This window comes from Leisingera sp. ANG59, from assembly GCF_013317235.1.
In the GTDB taxonomy this organism is placed as follows: domain Bacteria; phylum Pseudomonadota; class Alphaproteobacteria; order Rhodobacterales; family Rhodobacteraceae; genus Leisingera.
The window spans coordinates 16715-35139 of record NZ_WLCM01000007.1; the positions used below are offsets into that span (position 1 = coordinate 16715).

General features: G+C 65.5%; 18 protein-coding genes. 11 read left to right on the top strand and 7 right to left on the bottom strand.

What is annotated here, in order from left to right; genetic code table 11:
* Nucleotide 1 precedes the first annotated feature (1 nt).
* On the top strand, nt 2-955 hold the full coding sequence (locus tag GKC28_RS08445) for a D-glycerate dehydrogenase (RefSeq protein WP_174146467.1): 954 nt from the start codon (nt 2-4) through the stop codon (nt 953-955).
* A 37-nt stretch (nt 956-992) separates the two neighbouring features.
* On the opposite strand, the gene GKC28_RS08450 is transcribed toward GKC28_RS08445, so the two are convergent.
* Nucleotides 993-1598 (bottom strand): thymidine kinase, encoded by a 606-nt coding sequence (locus tag GKC28_RS08450; RefSeq protein ID WP_174146468.1) that lies wholly within the window; start codon nt 1596-1598, stop codon nt 993-995.
* Between the two features lie 381 nt (nt 1599-1979).
* Here GKC28_RS08450 and GKC28_RS08455 point away from each other — a divergent pair, with 381 nt between their 5' ends.
* Nucleotides 1980-2444 (top strand): hypothetical protein, encoded by a 465-nt coding sequence (locus tag GKC28_RS08455; protein ID WP_174146469.1) that lies wholly within the window; start codon nt 1980-1982, stop codon nt 2442-2444.
* Nucleotides 2437-3165, top strand: coding sequence for an arsenical resistance protein ArsH (gene arsH, locus GKC28_RS08460; RefSeq protein WP_174146470.1), 729 nt, complete (start codon nt 2437-2439; stop codon nt 3163-3165). Before GKC28_RS08455 ends, arsH begins: the two co-directional genes overlap by 8 nt.
* Nucleotides 3166-3345: 180 nt before the next feature.
* On the opposite strand, the gene GKC28_RS08465 is transcribed toward arsH, so the two are convergent.
* A complete protein-coding gene (locus tag GKC28_RS08465; RefSeq protein ID WP_174146471.1) occupies nt 3346-3666 on the bottom strand; it encodes a hypothetical protein in 321 nt (106 codons plus the stop codon).
* Here GKC28_RS08465 and GKC28_RS08470 point away from each other — a divergent pair.
* Nucleotides 3665-4378 (top strand): serine protease, encoded by a 714-nt coding sequence (locus GKC28_RS08470; RefSeq protein WP_174146472.1) that lies wholly within the window; start codon nt 3665-3667, stop codon nt 4376-4378. The genes GKC28_RS08465 and GKC28_RS08470 overlap by 2 nt on opposite strands.
* Nucleotides 4379-4481: 103 nt before the next feature.
* On the opposite strand, the gene carB is transcribed toward GKC28_RS08470, so the two are convergent.
* On the bottom strand, nt 4482-7838 hold the full coding sequence (carB, locus tag GKC28_RS08475; protein ID WP_174146473.1) for a carbamoyl-phosphate synthase large subunit: 3357 nt from the start codon (nt 7836-7838) through the stop codon (nt 4482-4484).
* A 201-nt stretch (nt 7839-8039) separates the two neighbouring features.
* Between carB and GKC28_RS08480 the strand changes: the two genes are divergently transcribed.
* The 5 genes from GKC28_RS08480 (at nt 8040) to GKC28_RS08500 (ending at nt 14660) form a co-directional block, all read left to right on the top strand.
* Entirely contained in the window at nt 8040-9251 is a 1212-nt protein-coding gene (locus GKC28_RS08480; RefSeq protein ID WP_174146474.1) for an aminodeoxychorismate synthase component I, read from the top strand.
* Nucleotides 9194-9847: an aminotransferase class IV family protein gene (locus tag GKC28_RS08485; protein ID WP_174146475.1), complete on the top strand. Its 654-nt coding sequence runs from the start codon at nt 9194-9196 to the stop codon at nt 9845-9847. The genes GKC28_RS08480 and GKC28_RS08485 overlap by 58 nt, the downstream gene beginning before the upstream one ends.
* Nucleotides 9848-10074: 227 nt before the next feature.
* On the top strand, nt 10075-11853 hold the full coding sequence (gene aspS, locus GKC28_RS08490; protein WP_174146476.1) for an aspartate--tRNA ligase: 1779 nt from the start codon (nt 10075-10077) through the stop codon (nt 11851-11853).
* A gap of 185 nt (nt 11854-12038) precedes the next feature.
* Nucleotides 12039-13424, top strand: coding sequence for a DUF1800 family protein (locus tag GKC28_RS08495; RefSeq protein WP_174146477.1), 1386 nt, complete (start codon nt 12039-12041; stop codon nt 13422-13424).
* A gap of 15 nt (nt 13425-13439) precedes the next feature.
* Complete coding sequence (locus GKC28_RS08500; RefSeq protein ID WP_174146478.1) at nt 13440-14660, top strand: DUF1501 domain-containing protein; 1221 nt, start codon at nt 13440-13442, stop codon at nt 14658-14660.
* 312 nt (nt 14661-14972) lie between these two features.
* On the opposite strand, the gene GKC28_RS08505 is transcribed toward GKC28_RS08500, so the two are convergent.
* Nucleotides 14973-15116, bottom strand: a complete 144-nt coding sequence (locus GKC28_RS08505; RefSeq protein WP_174146479.1) for a hypothetical protein — start codon at nt 15114-15116, stop codon at nt 14973-14975.
* A 1-nt stretch (nt 15117) separates the two neighbouring features.
* Nucleotides 15118-15837 (bottom strand): response regulator, encoded by a 720-nt coding sequence (locus GKC28_RS08510; RefSeq protein WP_174146480.1) that lies wholly within the window; start codon nt 15835-15837, stop codon nt 15118-15120.
* 177 nt (nt 15838-16014) lie between these two features.
* Between GKC28_RS08510 and mce the strand changes: the two genes are divergently transcribed.
* Nucleotides 16015-16419 carry a methylmalonyl-CoA epimerase gene (gene mce, locus GKC28_RS08515; protein ID WP_174146481.1) on the top strand — a complete coding sequence of 135 codons (405 nt, stop codon included), beginning with the start codon at nt 16015-16017 and terminating at the stop codon, nt 16417-16419.
* Between the two features lie 56 nt (nt 16420-16475).
* Nucleotides 16476-16751 (top strand): DUF1467 family protein, encoded by a 276-nt coding sequence (locus tag GKC28_RS08520; RefSeq protein ID WP_174146482.1) that lies wholly within the window; start codon nt 16476-16478, stop codon nt 16749-16751.
* Nucleotides 16752-17074: 323 nt separating this feature from the next.
* Here the strand turns inward: GKC28_RS08520 and GKC28_RS08525 are convergent, their stop codons facing one another.
* Nucleotides 17075-17764, bottom strand: coding sequence for an EI24 domain-containing protein (locus tag GKC28_RS08525; protein WP_174146483.1), 690 nt, complete (start codon nt 17762-17764; stop codon nt 17075-17077).
* On the bottom strand, nt 17761-18339 hold the full coding sequence (locus GKC28_RS08530; RefSeq protein WP_174146484.1) for a nitroreductase family protein: 579 nt from the start codon (nt 18337-18339) through the stop codon (nt 17761-17763). Before GKC28_RS08530 ends, GKC28_RS08525 begins: the two co-directional genes overlap by 4 nt.
* Nucleotides 18340-18425 lie beyond the last annotated feature (86 nt).

The window sequence follows — 18425 nt, forward strand, 5'->3', positions numbered from 1 at the left end:
GATGAAAATCTGGATTGCGCGGCCGATGACGGCAGCGGTCACGGCACGGGCGCGGGAGGCCTTTGGTGATCTGGAAATCCGTGAGACCAACGCGGTGATGAGCGAGGCGGAGATGCTTCGGGCTTTGTCCGAGTTCGACATCGTCGTGCCGACGCTGGGCGACAAGTTTTCGGCGGAGATCTTTGCCAAGGCGGGCACGCCCCGCTGCAAGCTGCTGGCCAACTTCGGGGTCGGCTACAACCACATCGACGTGGAGGCCGCGCGGGCGGCGGGCGTCGAGGTGACCAACACGCCGGGCGCGGTGACAGATGCCACCGCCGATATCGCGATGACGCTGATCCTGATGTCGGCGCGCCGCGCCTCCGAGGGCGAGCGGATGCTGCGCAAGGGCGATTGGGAGGGCTGGCACCCGACCCAGATGCTGGGCCTGCATGCCACCGGCAAGCGCGTCGGCATCGCCGGCATGGGGCGCATCGGCCAGGCGATTGCACGGCGCTGCCATTTCGGCTTTGGCATGGATGTGTCCTATGTGGCGCGCTCCCCCAAGGAACTGGACTTCCCGGCCGACCGCGCCGAGAGCCTGATTGCGATGGCGGGTGAAGTGGACTTTCTGGTGGTGGCGGTCCCGGGCGGCGCGGAAACCACGCATCTGATCAACGCCGAAGTGCTGAACGCCATGCAGTCCCATGCGCATCTGATCAACATCGCCCGCGGCGAAGTGGTGGAAGAGGCGGCGCTGATCGAGGCGCTGCAAAACAACCGGATCGGCGGTGCGGGTCTGGACGTCTATGAGTTCGAGCCCAAAGTGCCGCAGGCGCTGATTGATCTGGACAACGCCACCCTGCTGCCGCATCTGGGCACCGCCACCGAGGAAGTGCGCAGCAACATGGGCCATATGGCGCTGGACAACGTCGAGGCCTATCTGGCGGGCGCAGAGCTTCCCAACCGGGTTTAAGCCAAGCTGTGCGTACGGCTGGAATGATGCAGCCGCCCTACGGGGCGGCTGTTCTGTCTTTGGGGGTGTCGCCGGTGGCCTCGCGCCAATGGCGGCGGCAGAGCGAGACATAGGTCTCATTGCCGCCGATCTGCACCTGGTCGCCCTCGGTCATCACCTGGCCTTGATCGTCCTGCCGCACAACCATGGTGGCCTTCTTGCCGCAATGGCAGATGGTGCGCACCTCGCGCATCTCATCGGCCAGCGCCAAGAGAGTGGCAGAGCCGGGAAACAGGTTGCCCTGGAAATCCACGCGCAGCCCGTAGGCCAGCACCGGCACCCGCAGGTCGTCGACCACGCGGGCCAGCTGCCAGACCTGCTGAGGCTCCAGGAACTGCGCCTCATCCACGAAAATTGCTGCCAGCGGGCCGCGGGCCAGGCGCGTCTCGATCCGGGCATAGAGGTCGTCGCCTGCGGCGAACATATCCGCCTCCTCGCCGATGCCGATGCGAGACGCGATTTTGCCGGCGCCGGCCCGGTCGTCCAGCCGGGCGGTCAGCAGATAGGTCTCCATATGGTTTTCGCGGTAGTTGTGCGACGCCTGCAGCAGCACCGTCGACTTGCCCGCGTTCATGGTCGAGTAATTGAAATAAAGCTTGGCCATGGCGGCGGGTTTACCTGCATGGGGGCGCCGGGGAAACCGGATTCTTGGACGCCGCCGCGGGACTGTCGAGGCAAAGGGGGAGACAAAGGAAGGCTCACCGGGGCAGACGCGGCCAGGGTGGAACAAAACCCTTTTCGGCGGCCAACGCCATTTGCCCCGGAGAGCACAAGTTCCGGGCAGACCAATTACCCTGAAGGCAGGATGTCACTCACCCATCCTGCTTTGCACTGGACAACAGATGCCAATCGCACCATGTCACTTGCTAAATCCCTGAAAACCTGAGGGATGGATAAGGTATCGCAATTCCTCTACAACTCGGATATGGGAAATTAACTGGTTCGTTCCCCATGGGGCGCGGCGGTCAAGCCAGGCAGGAATTTTATGGCGGAAATCGGGACGTATCTGAAAAAGCACACAGAGGCGCTGGTCAAGGATGTGGGTATCGAAGCTGCCTGCCAGATCACCGGCAAGTCAAAGGCGACACTGGGGCGGTATTACTCGGACAATGCAGAGCATGCCGACCGGTTCATGCCGGTGGATGCGGTGGCCAAGCTGGAAAGCGCGTCGTCCTATCCGCATGTGACCTCGGCGCTGGCGGATCTGAAGAACATCACCCTGTCCTACAACGGCAATGGCAGTGCCGAGGAAACCGGCCGCAGCGGCGGCGTGAACTCGGATGTGATTGCTCTCAGCCAGCGGTTCGCCCAGCTGATGTGCGAGTACCAGGCCGCGATGGAAGACGGCATCATCACCGTCAATGAGGCAAAACGCCTGCTTCGCGAGACGGTGCTGCTGCAGCAGGTGCTGCTGGATATGAAGCTGCATCTGGAAGAAGAAAGTGCCTGACACGCCTGATCTGAGCGATCTGCCCTGGATTGCGGCGGATCAGCTGCATCCGGTTGACGTGGACCTGCTGTCGGCGCCGGGTGATCCGCGCCACCCGCCGCGCATCCTGTTGCTTTACGGTTCCCTTCGCGAGGTGAGCTATTCCCGCAAGACGGCGGAGGAAGCGGCGCGGGTGCTGCGCGCCCTGGGCTGCGAGACGCGGATCTTCGACCCCTCCGGCCTGCCGCTGCCGGATGATACGGGCGCGGCGGACCATCCTAAGGTGGCGGAGCTTCGCGAGCTGGCGGTCTGGTCCGAGGGCATGGTCTGGTCCAGCCCGGAGCGCCACGGCGCGATGACCGGCATCATGAAGCTGCAGATCGACTGGCTGCCCCTGTCCCTGCAGGGCGGCATCCGCACCACCCAGGGAAAGACGCTGGCGGTGATGCAGGTTTCCGGCGGCTCGCAAAGCTTCAACGCGGTCAATCAGATGCGCATCCTGGGCCGCTGGATGCGGATGGTGACGATCCCGAACCAGAGCTCGATCCCCAAGGCCTGGCTGGAATTCGAGGAAGGCGAACGGCTGCCCGAAGGCCCGTTCTACCGCCGCCTGGTCGATGTGATGGAAGAACTGGTGAAGTTCACCTGGCTGGTGCGCGGCCGCAAGGATTACCTGACCGACCGTTACTCCGAGCGGGTCGAAAGCGCCGAAGAGGTGCACAAGCGGGTGTCGCAGAAGTAGCCCGGGGCGCAGGCACCCGGAGCCAAGCTGACAGAGCCCCGGCAGCGCCGGGGCTTCTTCGTTCCGGATCAGTTTTGCGGAGCGGGGAGAGCCCTTTGCCTCTCCGTTCGCCTCATAGGTGCGGGCAGCGGTTAAGCAATTGGGCGGTGCAGATCCGGCTCTTTAGCCGCTTGTTAAGGCTTATTTGCGCCGCAATTGGGCCGCGAAGTTACCGGCCGGGCCGGAAAAGCCGTAAAACCAGCGGAAACCAAGGATTTTTCTCCTAACGAAACAGGTGGCATTTTTCCTTGTTTTAAATAGGTTTTTTCGAAAATTGACGGCGCCCGTTAAGTAAATAAGGGGTTTATGCGCGCTGGCTTTGGCAACAAAGGCGCCGGTTAACCTTCTGTTAAGCCTGCCACATTCTGCGCATCTTTCTGCCAGCGCAGCACCGCAGCAGGCCCCATTCCGGCCCAAGGCCTCACCCATCCTGATGATGAGCAAACATGGAGTGTGGGTCATGAAAGGGCTTCTGGGAATTTTCACTGCAATCGCCGTTGCAGCCGGCGCCAATGCCGCCGCGGCAGGGGGGCAGGGAACTGCCGTGCAGGCGGTGCCGGGCTGGCAGGCGGTGGGCCGGCTGAACATCGGCGGCCGGGCCATGTGCACGGCGACGCTGATTGCGCCGGACCTGGTGCTGACCGCTGCCCATTGCATGCATGACATCCGCCACGGGCGGCGGGTGAACCCGCGCAGCATCAAGTTCGAGGCCGGCCTCAACGGCCGCCAGTCCAAGGCCGCGCGCAGTGTGGCCAAGGTGGTGATCCACCCCGGCTACCGCCACGGCCGGACCAGCCAGTTCCAGACCGGCACCGATATTGCCGTGCTGCGCCTGGACCGGGCGATCAGCGGCGAAGTTGTCCGCCCGCTGTCGCTGGCTGCCGCGCCGCAGAAAGGCGCTCAGGTGGACGTGATGTCCTATTCCCACAGCAACGCCTCCTCGCCGCGGCTGCAAAGCGCCTGCCATGTGATCGCGGCGCGCCAGAGCTCGGTCATCACCACCTGCCGGGTGGACTATGGCGCTTCCGGCTCGCCAGTGCTGCAGACACGGCCCGGCCGGCTGCCGCAGCTGGTATCGGTGATTTCTTCCAAGGCGCGGATGGGCGGCAAGGGCGTGTCGCTTGCCGCCCCCCTGGGGCATGACCTGCAGAAGCTGATCGGCCAGGCAGGGTAGGCCCGGTTCGCGCGGGCACATCTGCAAAAGCTAAAAGCCCCGGGGAATCCCCGGGGCTTTCTTGTGTCTTTCAGTGACGCACTGAGCGTGTCCGGGTGCGTGCTCAGCCCTGCAGCGACTTCACCTCGACATCCCCTTCGGCCTGCGCCTTGATGGCGCGGGCGGCGGCGTTGGCGCCGGCCGCGGTGGTGAAGTAGGGGATCTTGTCATACAGCGCGACGGAGCGCATTTCCTTGCTGTCCTCAACCGCTTGCGCGCCCTCGGTGGTGTTCATCAGCAGCTGGACGCCGCCGTCCTTCAGCATGTCCACGACGTGCGGGCGGCCCTCATAGACCTTGTTCACCAGCTCGCAGGCCACCCCCTGGCTTTCCAGCCAGTTCTGGGTGCCGCGGGTGGCAACCAGGGTGAAGCCCTGTTCCACCAGGATCTGCGCCGCTTCCAGCATCAGCTGGCCCTTGTCGGCGTCCTTGATCGAGATGAAGGCGCGGCCCTTGGACGGCAGCACCATGCCGGCGCCCATCTGCGCCTTGAGGAAGGCGCGGGCAAAGGAGCGGTCCCAGCCCATGACTTCGCCGGTGGAACGCATTTCCGGGCCGAGGATGGTATCGACGCCCGGGAAGCGGGCGAAGGGCAGCACTGCTTCCTTGACCGAGAACCAGGGCATGTCCGGGTCGGCCAGGGTCATCGGGTCGGCAATCGGGGTGTTGACGTCATAGCCCGCATCCGGGCCGTAGGGCGGGCGCATCGGGAAGTTGGTCAGCGGCTCGCCGGCCATCACGCGGGCGGCGATGGAGGCGATGGCGCTGTCGGTGGCCTTGGCAACAAACGGCACGGTGCGCGAGGCGCGCGGGTTCACTTCGATGAGGTAGATCTCGCCGTCCTTGATCGCGAACTGCACGTTCATCAGGCCGACCACGTTCAGCGCCAGCGCCAGGGCGTTGGTCTGTTCCTTGATCTGCTCGATCACGTCCTTGTCGAGCGAGTAGGGCGGCAGCGAGCAGGCAGAGTCGCCGGAGTGCACGCCGGCTTCCTCGATGTGCTGCATGATGCCGGTGACGTGCACGTCCTTGCCGTCGCAGAGCGCATCCACGTCCAGCTCAACCGCGCCAGCCAGGTAGCTGTCCAAGAGCACCGGGCTGTCGCCGGAGACCACCACCGCCTCGGCGATGTAGCGCTTCAGCTGGTCCATGTCGCGGACGATTTCCATCGCCCGGCCGCCCAGAACATAGGACGGGCGGATCACCAGCGGGAAGCCGATTTCGCCTGCGATTTCCAGCGCCTGTTCGTCGGTGGAGGCGATGCCGTTCTTCGGCTGCTTCAGGCCCAGCTGGTTGACCAGCGCCTGGAAGCGCTCGCGGTCCTCGGCCAGGTCGATGGCGTCGGGGGAGGTGCCCAGGATCGGGATGCCCTCGGCCTCCAGCGCGTTTGCCAGTTTCAGCGGGGTCTGGCCGCCGAACTGCACGATGACGCCGTGCAGGGTGCCGTTGTCCTGCTCCACCCGCAGGATTTCCATCACGTGCTCGAACGTCAGCGGTTCGAAATACAGCCGGTCCGAGGTGTCATAGTCGGTCGACACAGTCTCGGGGTTGCAGTTGATCATGATGGTTTCATAACCCGCGTCGGTCAGCGCAAAGCAGGCGTGGCAGCAGCAGTAGTCGAACTCGATGCCCTGGCCGATCCGGTTGGGGCCGCCGCCGAGGATGACGACTTTCTTCTTGTCCGAGGGGCGCGCCTCGCATTCGACGTCGCCGAATGCCGGGGTCTCGTAGGTCGAGTACATGTAGGGGGTCTGCGCCTCGAATTCGGCGGCGCAGGTGTCGATCCGCTTGAACACGGCGTTGACGCCCAGGGCGCGGCGGGCCTTGCGGACCTCGGCCTCTTTTTGGCCGGTCAGCTTGGCCAGGCGGGCATCGGTGAAGCCCAGCATCTTGAGCGCGCGCAGACCGGCCTCATCCGACGGCAGGCCGCTTTCGCGGATTTCGGCCTCGGCCTCGACGATTTCGCGAATGCGGGCCAGGAACCAGGGGTCGAACTTGGTGACGGCCTGGATTTCATCATCCGAAAGCCCGTGGCGCATTGCTTGCGCAATGGTGCGCATCCGGTCGGGGGTCTGCTTGCCGATGGCCTTGATCACCGCGGCGGTGTCGCCTGCAGGCTCCCACGGTCCGGCGCCGACACCGTCGATCATCACCTCGTCAAAGCCGGTCAGGCCCGATTCCATCGAGGCCAGCGCCTTTTGCAGCGATTCATGGATGGTGCGGCCGATGGCCATCGCCTCACCCACCGATTTCATCGCGGTGGTCAGGTAGGGCTCGGAGCCCGGGAATTTCTCGAAGGCGAATTTCGGGATCTTGGTGACGACATAGTCGATGGTCGGCTCGAACGAGGCCGGAGTCACCTTGGTGATGTCGTTGTCCAGCTCATCCAGGGTGTAGCCCACCGCCAGCTTGGCCGCGATCTTGGCAATCGGGAAGCCGGTTGCCTTGGAGGCCAGCGCGGAAGAACGCGATACCCGCGGGTTCATCTCGATCACCACCATGCGGCCGTCGTGGGGGTTCACCGCCCACTGAACGTTGGAGCCGCCGGTTTCCACGCCGATCTCGCGCAGCACGTTGATCGAGTGGGTGCGCATGATCTGGTATTCTTTGTCGGTCAGCGTCAGCGCCGGCGCCACGGTGATCGAGTCGCCGGTGTGCACGCCCATCGGGTCGACGTTTTCGATGGAGCAGACGATGATCGCGTTGTCCGCCTTGTCGCGGACCACTTCCATCTCATATTCTTTCCAGCCCAGCAGGCTTTCATCCACCAGGATCTGGTTCACCGGCGATGCATCCATGCCGGAGCGGCAGAAGTGGATGTAGTCGTCGCGGTTATAAGCCACACCGCCGCCGGTGCCGCCGAGGGTGAAGGCAGGGCGGATGATCGCGGGCAGGCCGATTTCGTCCAGCGCTTCCAGCGCGATGCGCACACCTTCGTCCAGGTCGGCGGTGCCGTTTTCACGCTTGGGCGCGGTGACGATGGTGGCCTTGGGGTTCTCGATGCCGAGGCGGTCCATCGCTTCGCGGAACAGCTTGCGGTCTTCGGCCATCTCGATGGCGTCGCGTTTGGCGCCGATCATCTCAACGCCGAATTTCTCCAGCACGCCCATCTCTTCCAGCGCCAGCGAGGTGTTGAGGCCGGTCTGCCCGCCCATGGTCGGCAGCAGCGCGTCGGGGCGCTCTTTCTCGATGATCTTGGCGACCACTTCGGGCGTGATCGGTTCGATATAGGTGGCGTCGGCCAGACCGGGGTCGGTCATGATGGTGGCCGGGTTGGAGTTCACCAGAATGACCCGGTAGCCTTCTTCGCGCAGCGCCTTGCAGGCCTGGGCGCCGGAGTAGTCAAACTCGCAGGCCTGCCCGATGACGATCGGACCGGCTCCGATGATCATGATCGACTGGATGTCCGTTCTCTTGGGCATGGCAGGCTTCCTTTGGTTTTTCGCGCGAGCAGGCTTTGAATCACGGGCGCTGGCGTGCGCCCAAATTGTCCTGCGTTATAGGGACCGCGCCGAAAGGTTCAAGGGGTATCGGAAACGGAATTGGAAATGCCGCATCCACCCCTTTTGTTCGCATAGCGAACAGATATATGTGGGGGCAAGAAACTCGCGGAGATTTTTTCAGTGCGGATTCGCTTTGACCGGGGCCCCAAGGGGGCTGGCACATGCTTTGACCAGCCGCTGCGCATGATCCGCGCGGACGGGCCGGAAGAGGTGTCTGCTGCGCTGGCGGCGCTGGATGCGGCGCGGGACGCCGGGCATTGGCTGGCGGGCTATGCGTCTTATGAGCTGGGCTATGCGCTGGAGCCAAAGCTGGCGGGCCGGATGCCAACAGACCGGCGGCTGCCGCTGATCTGCTTCGGGGTTTATGAAGAACCGCTGCCTCAAGATGCTCAGGGCAGCGCCCGGCCCGACGAGGAGGAAGCGAAGCGCCCGCCCCGTGGGGGGCGGGACGGGCGCTGCCCGGCTTATCAGCCGGGTGATGCAGGATTAGAGGGCATTACACCCCGCTGGACCTACGAGCGCTACGCCGAAGCTTTCACTGAGGTGAACCGCAACATCGGCAAGGGTGACATCTATCAGGCCAACCTGACCTTTCCGATTGATGCGGACGCCTATGGCACGGCTGAGGAGCTCTATGCCGCCGTGCAAGCCAAGCAGGCGGTCGGCCACGGCGTGCTGGTCGAACAGGACGGGCTGCCGGACCTGTTGTCGCGCTCGCCGGAGCTGTTCTTCCGCACCGATGCGGAGGGCGTGATCGAGACCCGCCCGATGAAAGGCACCCAGCCGCGCAGCGACGACCCGGTGGAGGACGCCCGCCGCCGCGACTTTTTGCGCCAGGATGAGAAGAACCGGGCCGAGAACCTGATGATCGTCGACCTGCTGCGCAACGACATCAGCCGCGTGGCGCAAACAGGCTCGGTGCATGTGCCGGAGCTGTTTGCGGTGGAGAGCTATGCCACCGTGCACCAGATGGTGTCTTTGGTGCGGGCAAAGCTGCAGCCCGATGCCGGGCTGGCAGAGATTTTTGCGGCGCTGTTCCCCTGCGGTTCCATCACCGGCGCGCCCAAGATCCGCGCGATGGAGATCCTGGCCGAGCTGGAGCCCTGGGCGCGCGACATCTATTGCGGCACCATCGGCTGGGCCGCGCCGGACGGCGCGTCGGAGTTCAACGTGGCCATCCGCACATTGATGCTGGAAGACGGCCGCGCGACGCTCAACGTGGGCGGCGGCGTGGTCTGGGACAGCACTGCGGAATCGGAATATGAGGAAGCCCTATGGAAAGCCCGGTTCGCCCGCGTGACGCCCTCCAGAACGATCCCGCTTTCCGCCTGATCGAAACGCTGGGCTGGCATCCGGGGCAGGGATTCCGGCATCTGGCGCAGCATCTGGCCCGGATAGGGCGCAGCGCGGCGGCCTTTGGCATTCCCTTTGATCCTGAGCAGGCGCAGGCGGTTCTGGCTGAGGCCGCCGGAAATGCGCCGCTGCGCTGCCGCCTGACACTGGATGCGGCCGGGCAAATGGAACTGACCACAGCACCGCTGGGAAACAGCCCCTCCGAATGGCGCCTCGGCATAGCGGGCACCAGGCTGGAGGCCGATGACATCTGGCTGCAGCACAAGACCACCCGCCGCGCGCTTTATGATACGGCGCGGGCCGGGATGCCGGAAGGCGTGGATGAGCTGCTGTTCCTGAACCGGCGCGGCGAGGTCTGCGAGGGCACTATCACCAATCTCTTCGTGACCCGTGCAGATGGCCGGATGGTGACGCCGCCGCTTTCCTGCGGGCTGCTGCCGGGCATTCTGCGGCAGGTGATGCTGGAAAGCGGCCAATGCTTGGAGGCTGTGCTGCGCCTAGAGGATCTGAGGGACGCAAACGCCATCCACATGGGCAACTCGCTGCGCGGGCTGATCCCGGCCCGGCTGGTCTGACAGGCAGCGCAGCGGCGCTTTGCCGGCGGGGCTGGAAGGGGCGGGAGGTCCCGGCCGGCGTAAGGAACCGCGGGTTTCCGGCGCCAGACCGCGCGGAAATGGCCCTGTTTGCTTGACAAGCGGGCTGCAACCTTGTGTACCACCCCGGACGAATTCCGCGCCCTTTTGCGCATTTCCCGAATGACGGTCCCGAAGGACCCGCGACCCGCATAACGAAAGGCCGAGCCATGCACGCCTACCGCAGCCATACCTGCGCCGAACTGAACAAATCCAACGTGGGTGAAACCGTCCGCCTGTCGGGCTGGGTCCACCGCGTCCGCGACCACGGCGGCCTCTTGTTCATCGACCTGCGCGACCACTACGGCATGACCCAGGTCATGGCCGACCCGGACAGCCCGGTGTTTGCCGAGATCGAGAAGGTCCGCAGCGAATGGTGCATCCGCATCGACGGCAACGTGCTGGCGCGCGACGAAAGCCTGGTGAACCCCAAGATCCCGACCGGCGAGATCGAGGTCTTCATCCGCGACATCGAAGTGCTTGGGAAATCCGAGGAACTGCCGCTGATGGTGTTCGGCGAGCAGGAATACCCGGAGGAAACCCGCCTGCGCTACCGCTACCTGGACCTGCGCCGCGAGAAGATGCAGAAGAACATGCTGCTGCGCTCCAACATGGTGGCCTCGATCCGGCGCCGGATGTGGGACATCGGCTTCAACGAATACCAGACCCCGATCATCACCGCGTCGTCGCCCGAGGGCGCGCGCGACTTCCTGGTGCCGTCGCGCCTGCACCCGGGCAAGTTCTATGCGCTGCCGCAGGCGCCGCAGCAGTTCAAGCAGCTGATGATGGTGTCGGGCTTTGACAAGTATTTCCAGATCGCGCCCTGCTTCCGCGACGAGGACCCGCGCGCCGACCGCTCGCCGACCGACTTCTACCAGCTCGACATGGAAATGTCCTTTGTCACCCAGCAGGACGTGTTCGACACCATCGAGCCGGTGATGAAGGGCGTGTTCGAGGAATTCGGCGGCGGCCGCAAGGTGGACCAGACCTGGCCGCAGATCTCCTATAAGGATGCAGCGCTGTGGTACGGCACCGACAAGCCGGACCTCAGGAACCCGATCAAGATGCAGGTGGTCTCCGACCACTTCCGCGGCTCGGGCTTTGCGATCTTCGCCAAGCTGCTGGAGCAGGACGGCACCGAAATCCGCGCCATCCCGGCACCCACCGGCGGCTCCCGCAAGTTCTGCGACCGGATGAACGCCTTTGCCCAGAAAGAGGGCCTGCCGGGCATGGGCTACATCTTCTGGCGCGAGGGGGCAGACGGCATGGAAGCGGCAGGCCCGCTGGCCAAGAACATCGGCCCCGAGCGCACCGAGGCGATCCGCCAGCAGCTGGAGCTGGGCGTGGGCGATGCGGCCTTCTTCCTGGGCGGCAAGCCCAAGACGTTCCAGACCGTTGCAGGCAAGGCGCGCAACGTGATCGGCGAAGAGCTGGGGCTGACCGAACAGGACCGCTTCGCCTTTGCCTGGATCGTGGATTTCCCGATCTACCAGGAGGACGAGGAGACCGGAAAGCTGGACTTCGACCACAACCCGTTCTCAATGCCCAAGGGCGGCATGGATGCGTTGCAAGGCGATCCTCTGGCCGTCACCGGCTACCAGTACGACCTGGCGTGCAACGGCTATGAGCTGGTCTCCGGCGCGATCCGGAACCACAAGCCGGAGATCATGTTCAAGGCCTTCGAAATTGCCGGTTACGGCGAGGAAGAAGTGCGCAAGCGCTTTGGCGGCATGGTCAACGCCTTCCAGTACGGCGCCCCGCCGCACGGCGGCTGCGCGGCCGGCATCGACCGCATGGTGATGCTGCTGGCCGACGAGGCCAACATCCGCGAGGTCATCATGTTCCCGATGAACCAGCGCGCCGAGGATCTGATGATGGCGGCGCCCTCCGAGCCGATGGCCGAGCAGCTGATGGAGCTGGGGCTGCGGGTGATCCCGCAGGATCAGTAACCGCCGCAAGAGTTTTTCAGAGGCCCGGGCAGATGTCCGGGCCTTTTTTCGTTGCGGCCGGAAATACTGCTGCGCAGGCGACGGAATGCGCGGAGATTTGCGTATCACTTGAAAATCACCTGTGGGCCGGGGCGGCGATGCCCTAACCTGCATGTGCACAGACAGTCCAGGGAGAGAGCAGGGCAATGCGGTTTGACGGGGAAATGGCTGAGATCCGCTTTGGCGCCGGGCTGTCGCCGCTGGTGCCGCCGCCTGCCTCGGCGGAAGCCATGCTGGGGCGCCTGCAAGGGCCGGACGGCATCGCGCAGGCCTTTCCGGTTCCCGGTTTCGATGAGGCGATGGCGGGCGGCCGGACCTTCTGGCAGCTGCGGCAGGAGCGCAAGCGGCAGGAAGGCAAGCCCGGATATGAGGCAGCGGACAAGGCCTTCAAGGACTTCCGGCGGGCGCGCAATCACGCCCGGATCGGATGGCACGGCCAGCGGCTGCTGCGCCATATCCATACCCGCGACGGCTTTCGCGAGCGGCTGGCGCTGTTCTGGGCCGATCATTTCACGGCGCAAGGCAAGAACGGCGCCCTGCGGGTTCTGGCGGCGCCATATGCGGAAACCGTGATCCGGCCGCATCTGGCGGGCCGGTTCGAGGACATGCTGATCGCCGCCGTCACCAGCCCGCTGATGCTGCACTATCTGGATCAGAAAGACTCTGCCGGCCCAGCCAGCTGGGCCGCAAAGCGGCGCAAGCGGCTGGCGGGGCTGAACGAGAACCTGGCGCGGGAGGTGCTGGAATTGCACACGCTGGGGGTGGACGGCCCCTACAGCCAGACGGATGTGCGCCAGCTGGCTGAGCTGTTCACCGGACTTTCCTTCAGCGGCAAGGACGGGTTTGTCTTCCGGCCCGGGATGGCGGAGCCGGGGTCTGAGACGGTGCTGGGAAAGGCATACGGCGGCGGCAATCCGGAGCTGGAGCAGGTGCTGGCGGCCTTGCGCGATCTGGCCCGCCATCCTGCCACCGCGCGCCATATCGCCAGGAAACTGGCGGTGCATTTCACCTCTGACGCGCCGGAACAAGCCTTGGTGGACCATTTGGCCGCACAGTACCGGGCCGGCAATGGCGATCTGATGCAGGTCTATGCGGCGCTGCTGGAGCATCCGGCGGCCTGGGCGCCGGAGCTGGGCAACGTAAAGCCGCCGTATGATTTTCTGGCCTCCGCCTGCCGGGCGCTGGCGGTGCCGGAGGCACGGATCGCACGCCTGAAACCGGGGCCGCTGAACGGTCTGCTGCTGGCGCCGCTGACGCCGATGGGTCAGCGCTGGGAGTTTGCTGCCGGTCCGGACGGCTGGGCGGAGGCAGACACCGCCTGGATCACCCCGCAGGCGCTGGCCGCCCGGCTGCGCTGGGCGATGGCGGCGCCGCGGCGGCTGCTGCGGGAGCTGCCGGACCCGCGCGCCTTTGCAGAAGCCGCCCTTGGCTCCTATGCCAATGAGCGTATCCGTTTTGCCGCCCGCGCCGCGGAGACCCGGTCCGAGGGGATCGGCTTGATCCTTTCTTCTCCCGCCTTTCAGCGCCGCTAACAGGAGGCCATTGTGATGAAACTGACCAGACGTTCGCTGCTTGCCCGTTCTGCCGCGCTGGGCTGCTCGCTGGCGGCCAGCCCGCTGCTGACTCCGGTCACCCTTGCCGCGGCGCCCTGGGATGCAAGGCTGGTGGTGATCATCCTGCGCGGCGGCATGGATGCGCTGGATGTGGTGCAGCCTTATGGCGATCCGGACTATGCCGGGCTGCGCCGGACCCTGTCCGGCGGCCCGGACGCAGGGGCATCGGATCTGGACGGGTTTTATGCTTTGCACCCGGGCCTGGCGCCGCTGCTGCCGTTGTGGCGGCAGGGAGAGCTGGGCTTCGTGCAGGCGGTCTCCACCCCCTACCGCGACCGGCGCAGCCATTTCGATGGCCAGGATCTGCTGGAGGCGGGAACCGCCGGACCGGGGCAGGCGGCGGGGGGCTGGCTGAACCGCCTGCTGCAGCTGCTGCCGGGGATAGAGGCGCGCACCGCCTTTGCGATCGGCCAGGAGCGGATGCTGCTGATGGAAGGAGACGCGCCGGTGTCGCACTGGGCGCCGGGCGCCGGGCTGATGATGAGTCCGCAGGCGGAGCGGCTGGCGGGCCTGCTGATGGAGGACGACCCGCTGTTCCACGCCGCGCTGAACGAGGCGCTGGAGCTGACCCGGCAGGATCTGTCCCTGGGCGCGGCGGACGGCGGGGATGATGGCGATGCGGACATGATGATGTCGATGATGACCGCGCCGAGGGGCAAGGCCCATGCCGAAGTGGCTGCCTATGCGGCGCAGCAGCTGCGCGGCGATAGCAGGATCGCGGCCTTTTCGATCAACGGCTGGGACACCCATCAGCGGCAGGCCAATGGCCTGAAAAACGCGCTGGGGCGGCTGGCAGAGACCATTCTGACCCTGCGGAACGGCCTGGGGCCGGAGGCCTGGGGCAAGACGGCGGTGGCGGCGGTGACCGAATTCGGCCGCACCGTGCGCGAGAATGGCACCGGCGGCACCGACCACGGCACCGGCGGCGCGATGCTGCTGGCAGGCGGGGCCATCCGCGGCGGGCGGGTGCTGGGCCGCTGGCCGGGGCTGGCGGAGGCGGATCTTTACGACCGCCGCGACCTGATGCCGACCGCGGATGTGCGCAGTCCCCTAGCCTGGCTGCTGCATGGGCTGACCGGTGCCGGGCGGAGCGGGCTGGAGGCGGATGTGTTTCCCGGCCTGAATATGGGCGGCAACCCGGGGCTGTTGCTGTAAGGCCTTGCTACCAATGGTGCAGAGCCGGGGCAGGCAGCGGCTCCCGCCGGTTCGGCCCCGTTCAGGGAACGGTCCGTCCCATTGCGCCCGGCACCGCCTGAAAGGCGGTGCCGGGCGCAAGGCCGCCAAGCGGCACGGCGCAAGCCGTGCGGCTGCGGGCGCGGGAGAATTGCGGGCAAGAAGGGGAGAGGCAGGGGTGCAGCCTGATCCTTCTGAACGGGTGCACTGCTGCAATGTGCCGCTGAAGTGGCTTGCTGGCCGCGGGTTTGGGTTTTGCGCCGGAAGAGGCGGCAGAGGCCGGTACTGCCGGGCTTAACGTTCACGCCGCTGCAGGATCAGAGAGCGGCCGCTTGCATCGCTGGTACGGTTGCGGCGGATGGCGCGGGCTTCCAGGCGGACCTGGCCGTAGAGCACGATGACCAGCGTGGCGAGGGCGAGGATGGAGGCTTCCACCATATCAGATCGCCGCGCGGCGCTGCAGCCGTTCCTGCACCAGGCCAGCCAGCGTTGCAGCCTCCTGAGTGAGCGGTTTGCCCTTCTGCCGGGAGCGGGCCAGCCGGTCGGCGGCATCGGCCAGCGGCCGGTCGCCGGCACTGCGGGCAACGCCGCCCAGGAACTGCGCCAGATAGGCCAGGGTCTTTTCCTCCTGCCCCATGTTCAGAACGTCGGCGGCATGGGCCATGTCGTCGCGGAAGGCGATCAGGTCCGGTTGCACCATTTCATCGTCCAGCAGGCGCGGGCCGGAAGGCTGGCGGTCTGCGGGCATGTTGGACAGCACGGCCTGCTGGAAAGCGGCCAGGGAGGTGATCGGTTTTTCCAGGAAGCCGGCGGCGCCGGCCTCGATCGCGGCCTCTGCCAGGCTGGAGTCGCCGGAGGTGGCCAGGATCACGCTGGGGCGCGGGTTGGCCTCCGCCAGCTCGCGGATCAGGTCGAGGCCGGATCCGTCCGGCAGCCCGACGTCGGCGATCAGCACCGAAGGGCGGTAGACCTGCAGGTGTCGGCGGGCGGACTTCAGGCAATCGGCGCGCCGGATCCGGGCACCGCTGCGCAGGCACAGCAGGCGCAGCGCCTCGCAGGCAAAGCGGCTGTCCTCCACCACCAGGATAGTCAGCCCCAGAAGCGGGCGCCGGGTGGTGGGCAGGCGCTGGGCTGCCGCAAACAGTTCCGAATCGTCCATGACACATCCTCCTAGCCGGATATGTTCCAACGCTAGGGAAACGAGGCTAATTACTCGTTAACGCGGCGTGCGCTGCCGCCGGAAGCCGCGCCCCGTGCGGATTGGCGCACTTGCCGCGGCGCAGCAATGGCCCCATAACCGCTGCGGAGGAATGTTTGTGAGAGGAGCACAACAGAGATGATCGGCCGACTGAACCATGTTGCCATTGCTGTCCCGGATCTGGAGGCGGCATCGGCGCAATACCGCAACGCGCTGGGCGCCAATGTCGGCGCGCCGCAGGACGAGCCGGATCACGGTGTCACCGTGGTGTTCATCGAATTGCCCAACACCAAGATCGAGCTGTTGTATCCGCTGGGGGAGAATTCTCCCCTCAACGGCTTCCTGGAAAAGAACCCGGCAGGCGGCATCCACCATGTCTGCTATGAGGTGGAGGACATTCTGGCCGCGCGTGATCACCTGCAGGCCGAGGGTGCGCGGGTGCTGGGCTCGGGCGAACCAAAGATCGGCGCCCATGGCAAACCGGTGCTGTTCCTGCATCCCAAGGATTTCAACGGCTGCCTGGTGGAACTCGAAGAAGTTTGACGCTATGAGCACCCTGTCCCGGATGCGGGGCAGGGCAATTCCGGGAGATCAGGGAAATGGGCATTACATCCGCAATCGTGCTTTATGCGGTGATCTGGTTCATGACTTTCCTGGTGATCATCCCGATCCGGCTGGAAACCCAGGGCGACAAGGGCGAGGTGGTGCCCGGCACCCATGCAGGCGCGCCGGAAAAGCACTTCCTGAAGCAGAAGGCCTGGATCACCACCGGCGTCGCCGCGGTGCTGTGGGGCGTGATCTGCGCGATCATCCTGTCCGGGGTGATCTCGGTGCATGATTTCGACTGGATGGGGATGATGCCGGAACAGCAGTGAACCGCACCAGTATCTGATTATCACGACAACAGGATCTCCCGCCCGGTCTGGGAGGCATTGATATGCCTCAGGACCGGTTGGGCATGGCGCCGCGCTGGCGCGCGGCGCGGTTGCAGCCAGCCCGTTGGGCTGGAGCGGGTGGCAGCGCAAGATTGAACCTGGAAGAGATTTACTGAGAAGCGCTTCAAGGGCAGGACTGCCCCTGAAGGCGCCATCTGCCGCGTATTGCGGCCTTCGCCGCGTCAAGGCTGAACCGCGCGTGCCGCGCGGCGGCTGGCGCCGGCCTTGACCCGGATGCGGCCTGAGCCGTGGGTTGCCCCGGCCTAGCGGCGGGACAGCGCGTGGTAAATATGGGTGAAGGTGGCAGCGCCCAGGATCGGGATCACCAGGTTCACCAGCGGCACCGACAGCGGCACTGCCATCAGCGTCCCGGCGGCCCAGATGGTGGTGGAATGGCGGCGGCGCAGCTTTTTGGCCTCAGCCGTGCCGACCCGCCGGGCAGCGGCGAGGGTGAAATATTCCCGGCCCAGCAGGAAGCCGTTCAGACCCCAGAAGATGAACAGCGCCGCAGGCGGGAACGTCACATAGAGGAACAGCGCCAGGATGTTGGCCGCGATCAGCAGGCCAAGGAAGTTCACCGTGTCCCTGACTGCATCCCAGAACGGCACCTTTGCCGCCGGGGGCAGGGCGGGATAGTGCTTGTCCTCCACCGCCTGGGCGACTTCCTCCAGGAACATCGAGGTGATGGCGGAGGCCACCGGCACCATCAGGAACACCGACAGGAACAGCATGAAAAACAGCGAGCCGAAGGAGAGCAGGTCGTCGAGCCAGGTGACTTTGCCCAGAATGGGCAGCGTGGCCTCCGGGCCGACAAGCCATTGGATCAGCATCAGGAAGCCCGCATAGGCCGCGATCAGCAGGGCGATGGTCAGCCCCAGCCCCAAGAACAGCACCTTACGGAAGCGCGGGTCGCCGGTCTGGCCGAGGGTTTTGAAAAAGGCGGTGAAGATCATGCGCTCATCCAGGTTGTGATTGCGTCGAGGTCCGGGCGCGGGCGCTCCGGCGGGGCGGAGCTTTCGGTGGCGATATGGATGATGCCGGCGATACGCTCGTTTTCCGCCAAGCCAAAGGCGGCTTCACAGAAGCCGCGGTCGTGGCTGGCCCAGCCGGTCAGCCAGTTGGCGCCCCAGCCTGCGGCCAGCGCTGCATTCAGAAGCGCCAGGCAGACCGCGCCGGCGGAATAGGTCTGTTCAATGGCCGGGACCTTGGGGCTGTCCTTCTGCACCTCGACCACGAAAACGGCAAGCTGACCCTGGTCGAACTGGCCGCGGCCCTTGGCAATGTCCTCCGGGCTTTTGCCAAGTCGTTTACCGGTTTCTTCTGTCAGCTCTGCCAGCCGCGCCATTGCGGGCCGCTCCACCACGATGAAGCGCCAAGGCTCCAGCTTGCCATGGTCGGGGGAGCGGGCGGCGGCGGTCAGGATCGGCAGCAGCTCATCCCGCGAGGGGGCGGGCGCCACCAGCGTCTTGGCCGGGCGCGAGCGGCGCGACAGCAGGAAATCAAGGGCTGCGTCATTGCGTGCAGGCATATGTGAAACCTTTTTACATCTGGTGCCGCCTATCTCGGCGGCCGTGGGCGTTTTTTCAAGAGCCAATGGGCCTTGCGTGCCATCTG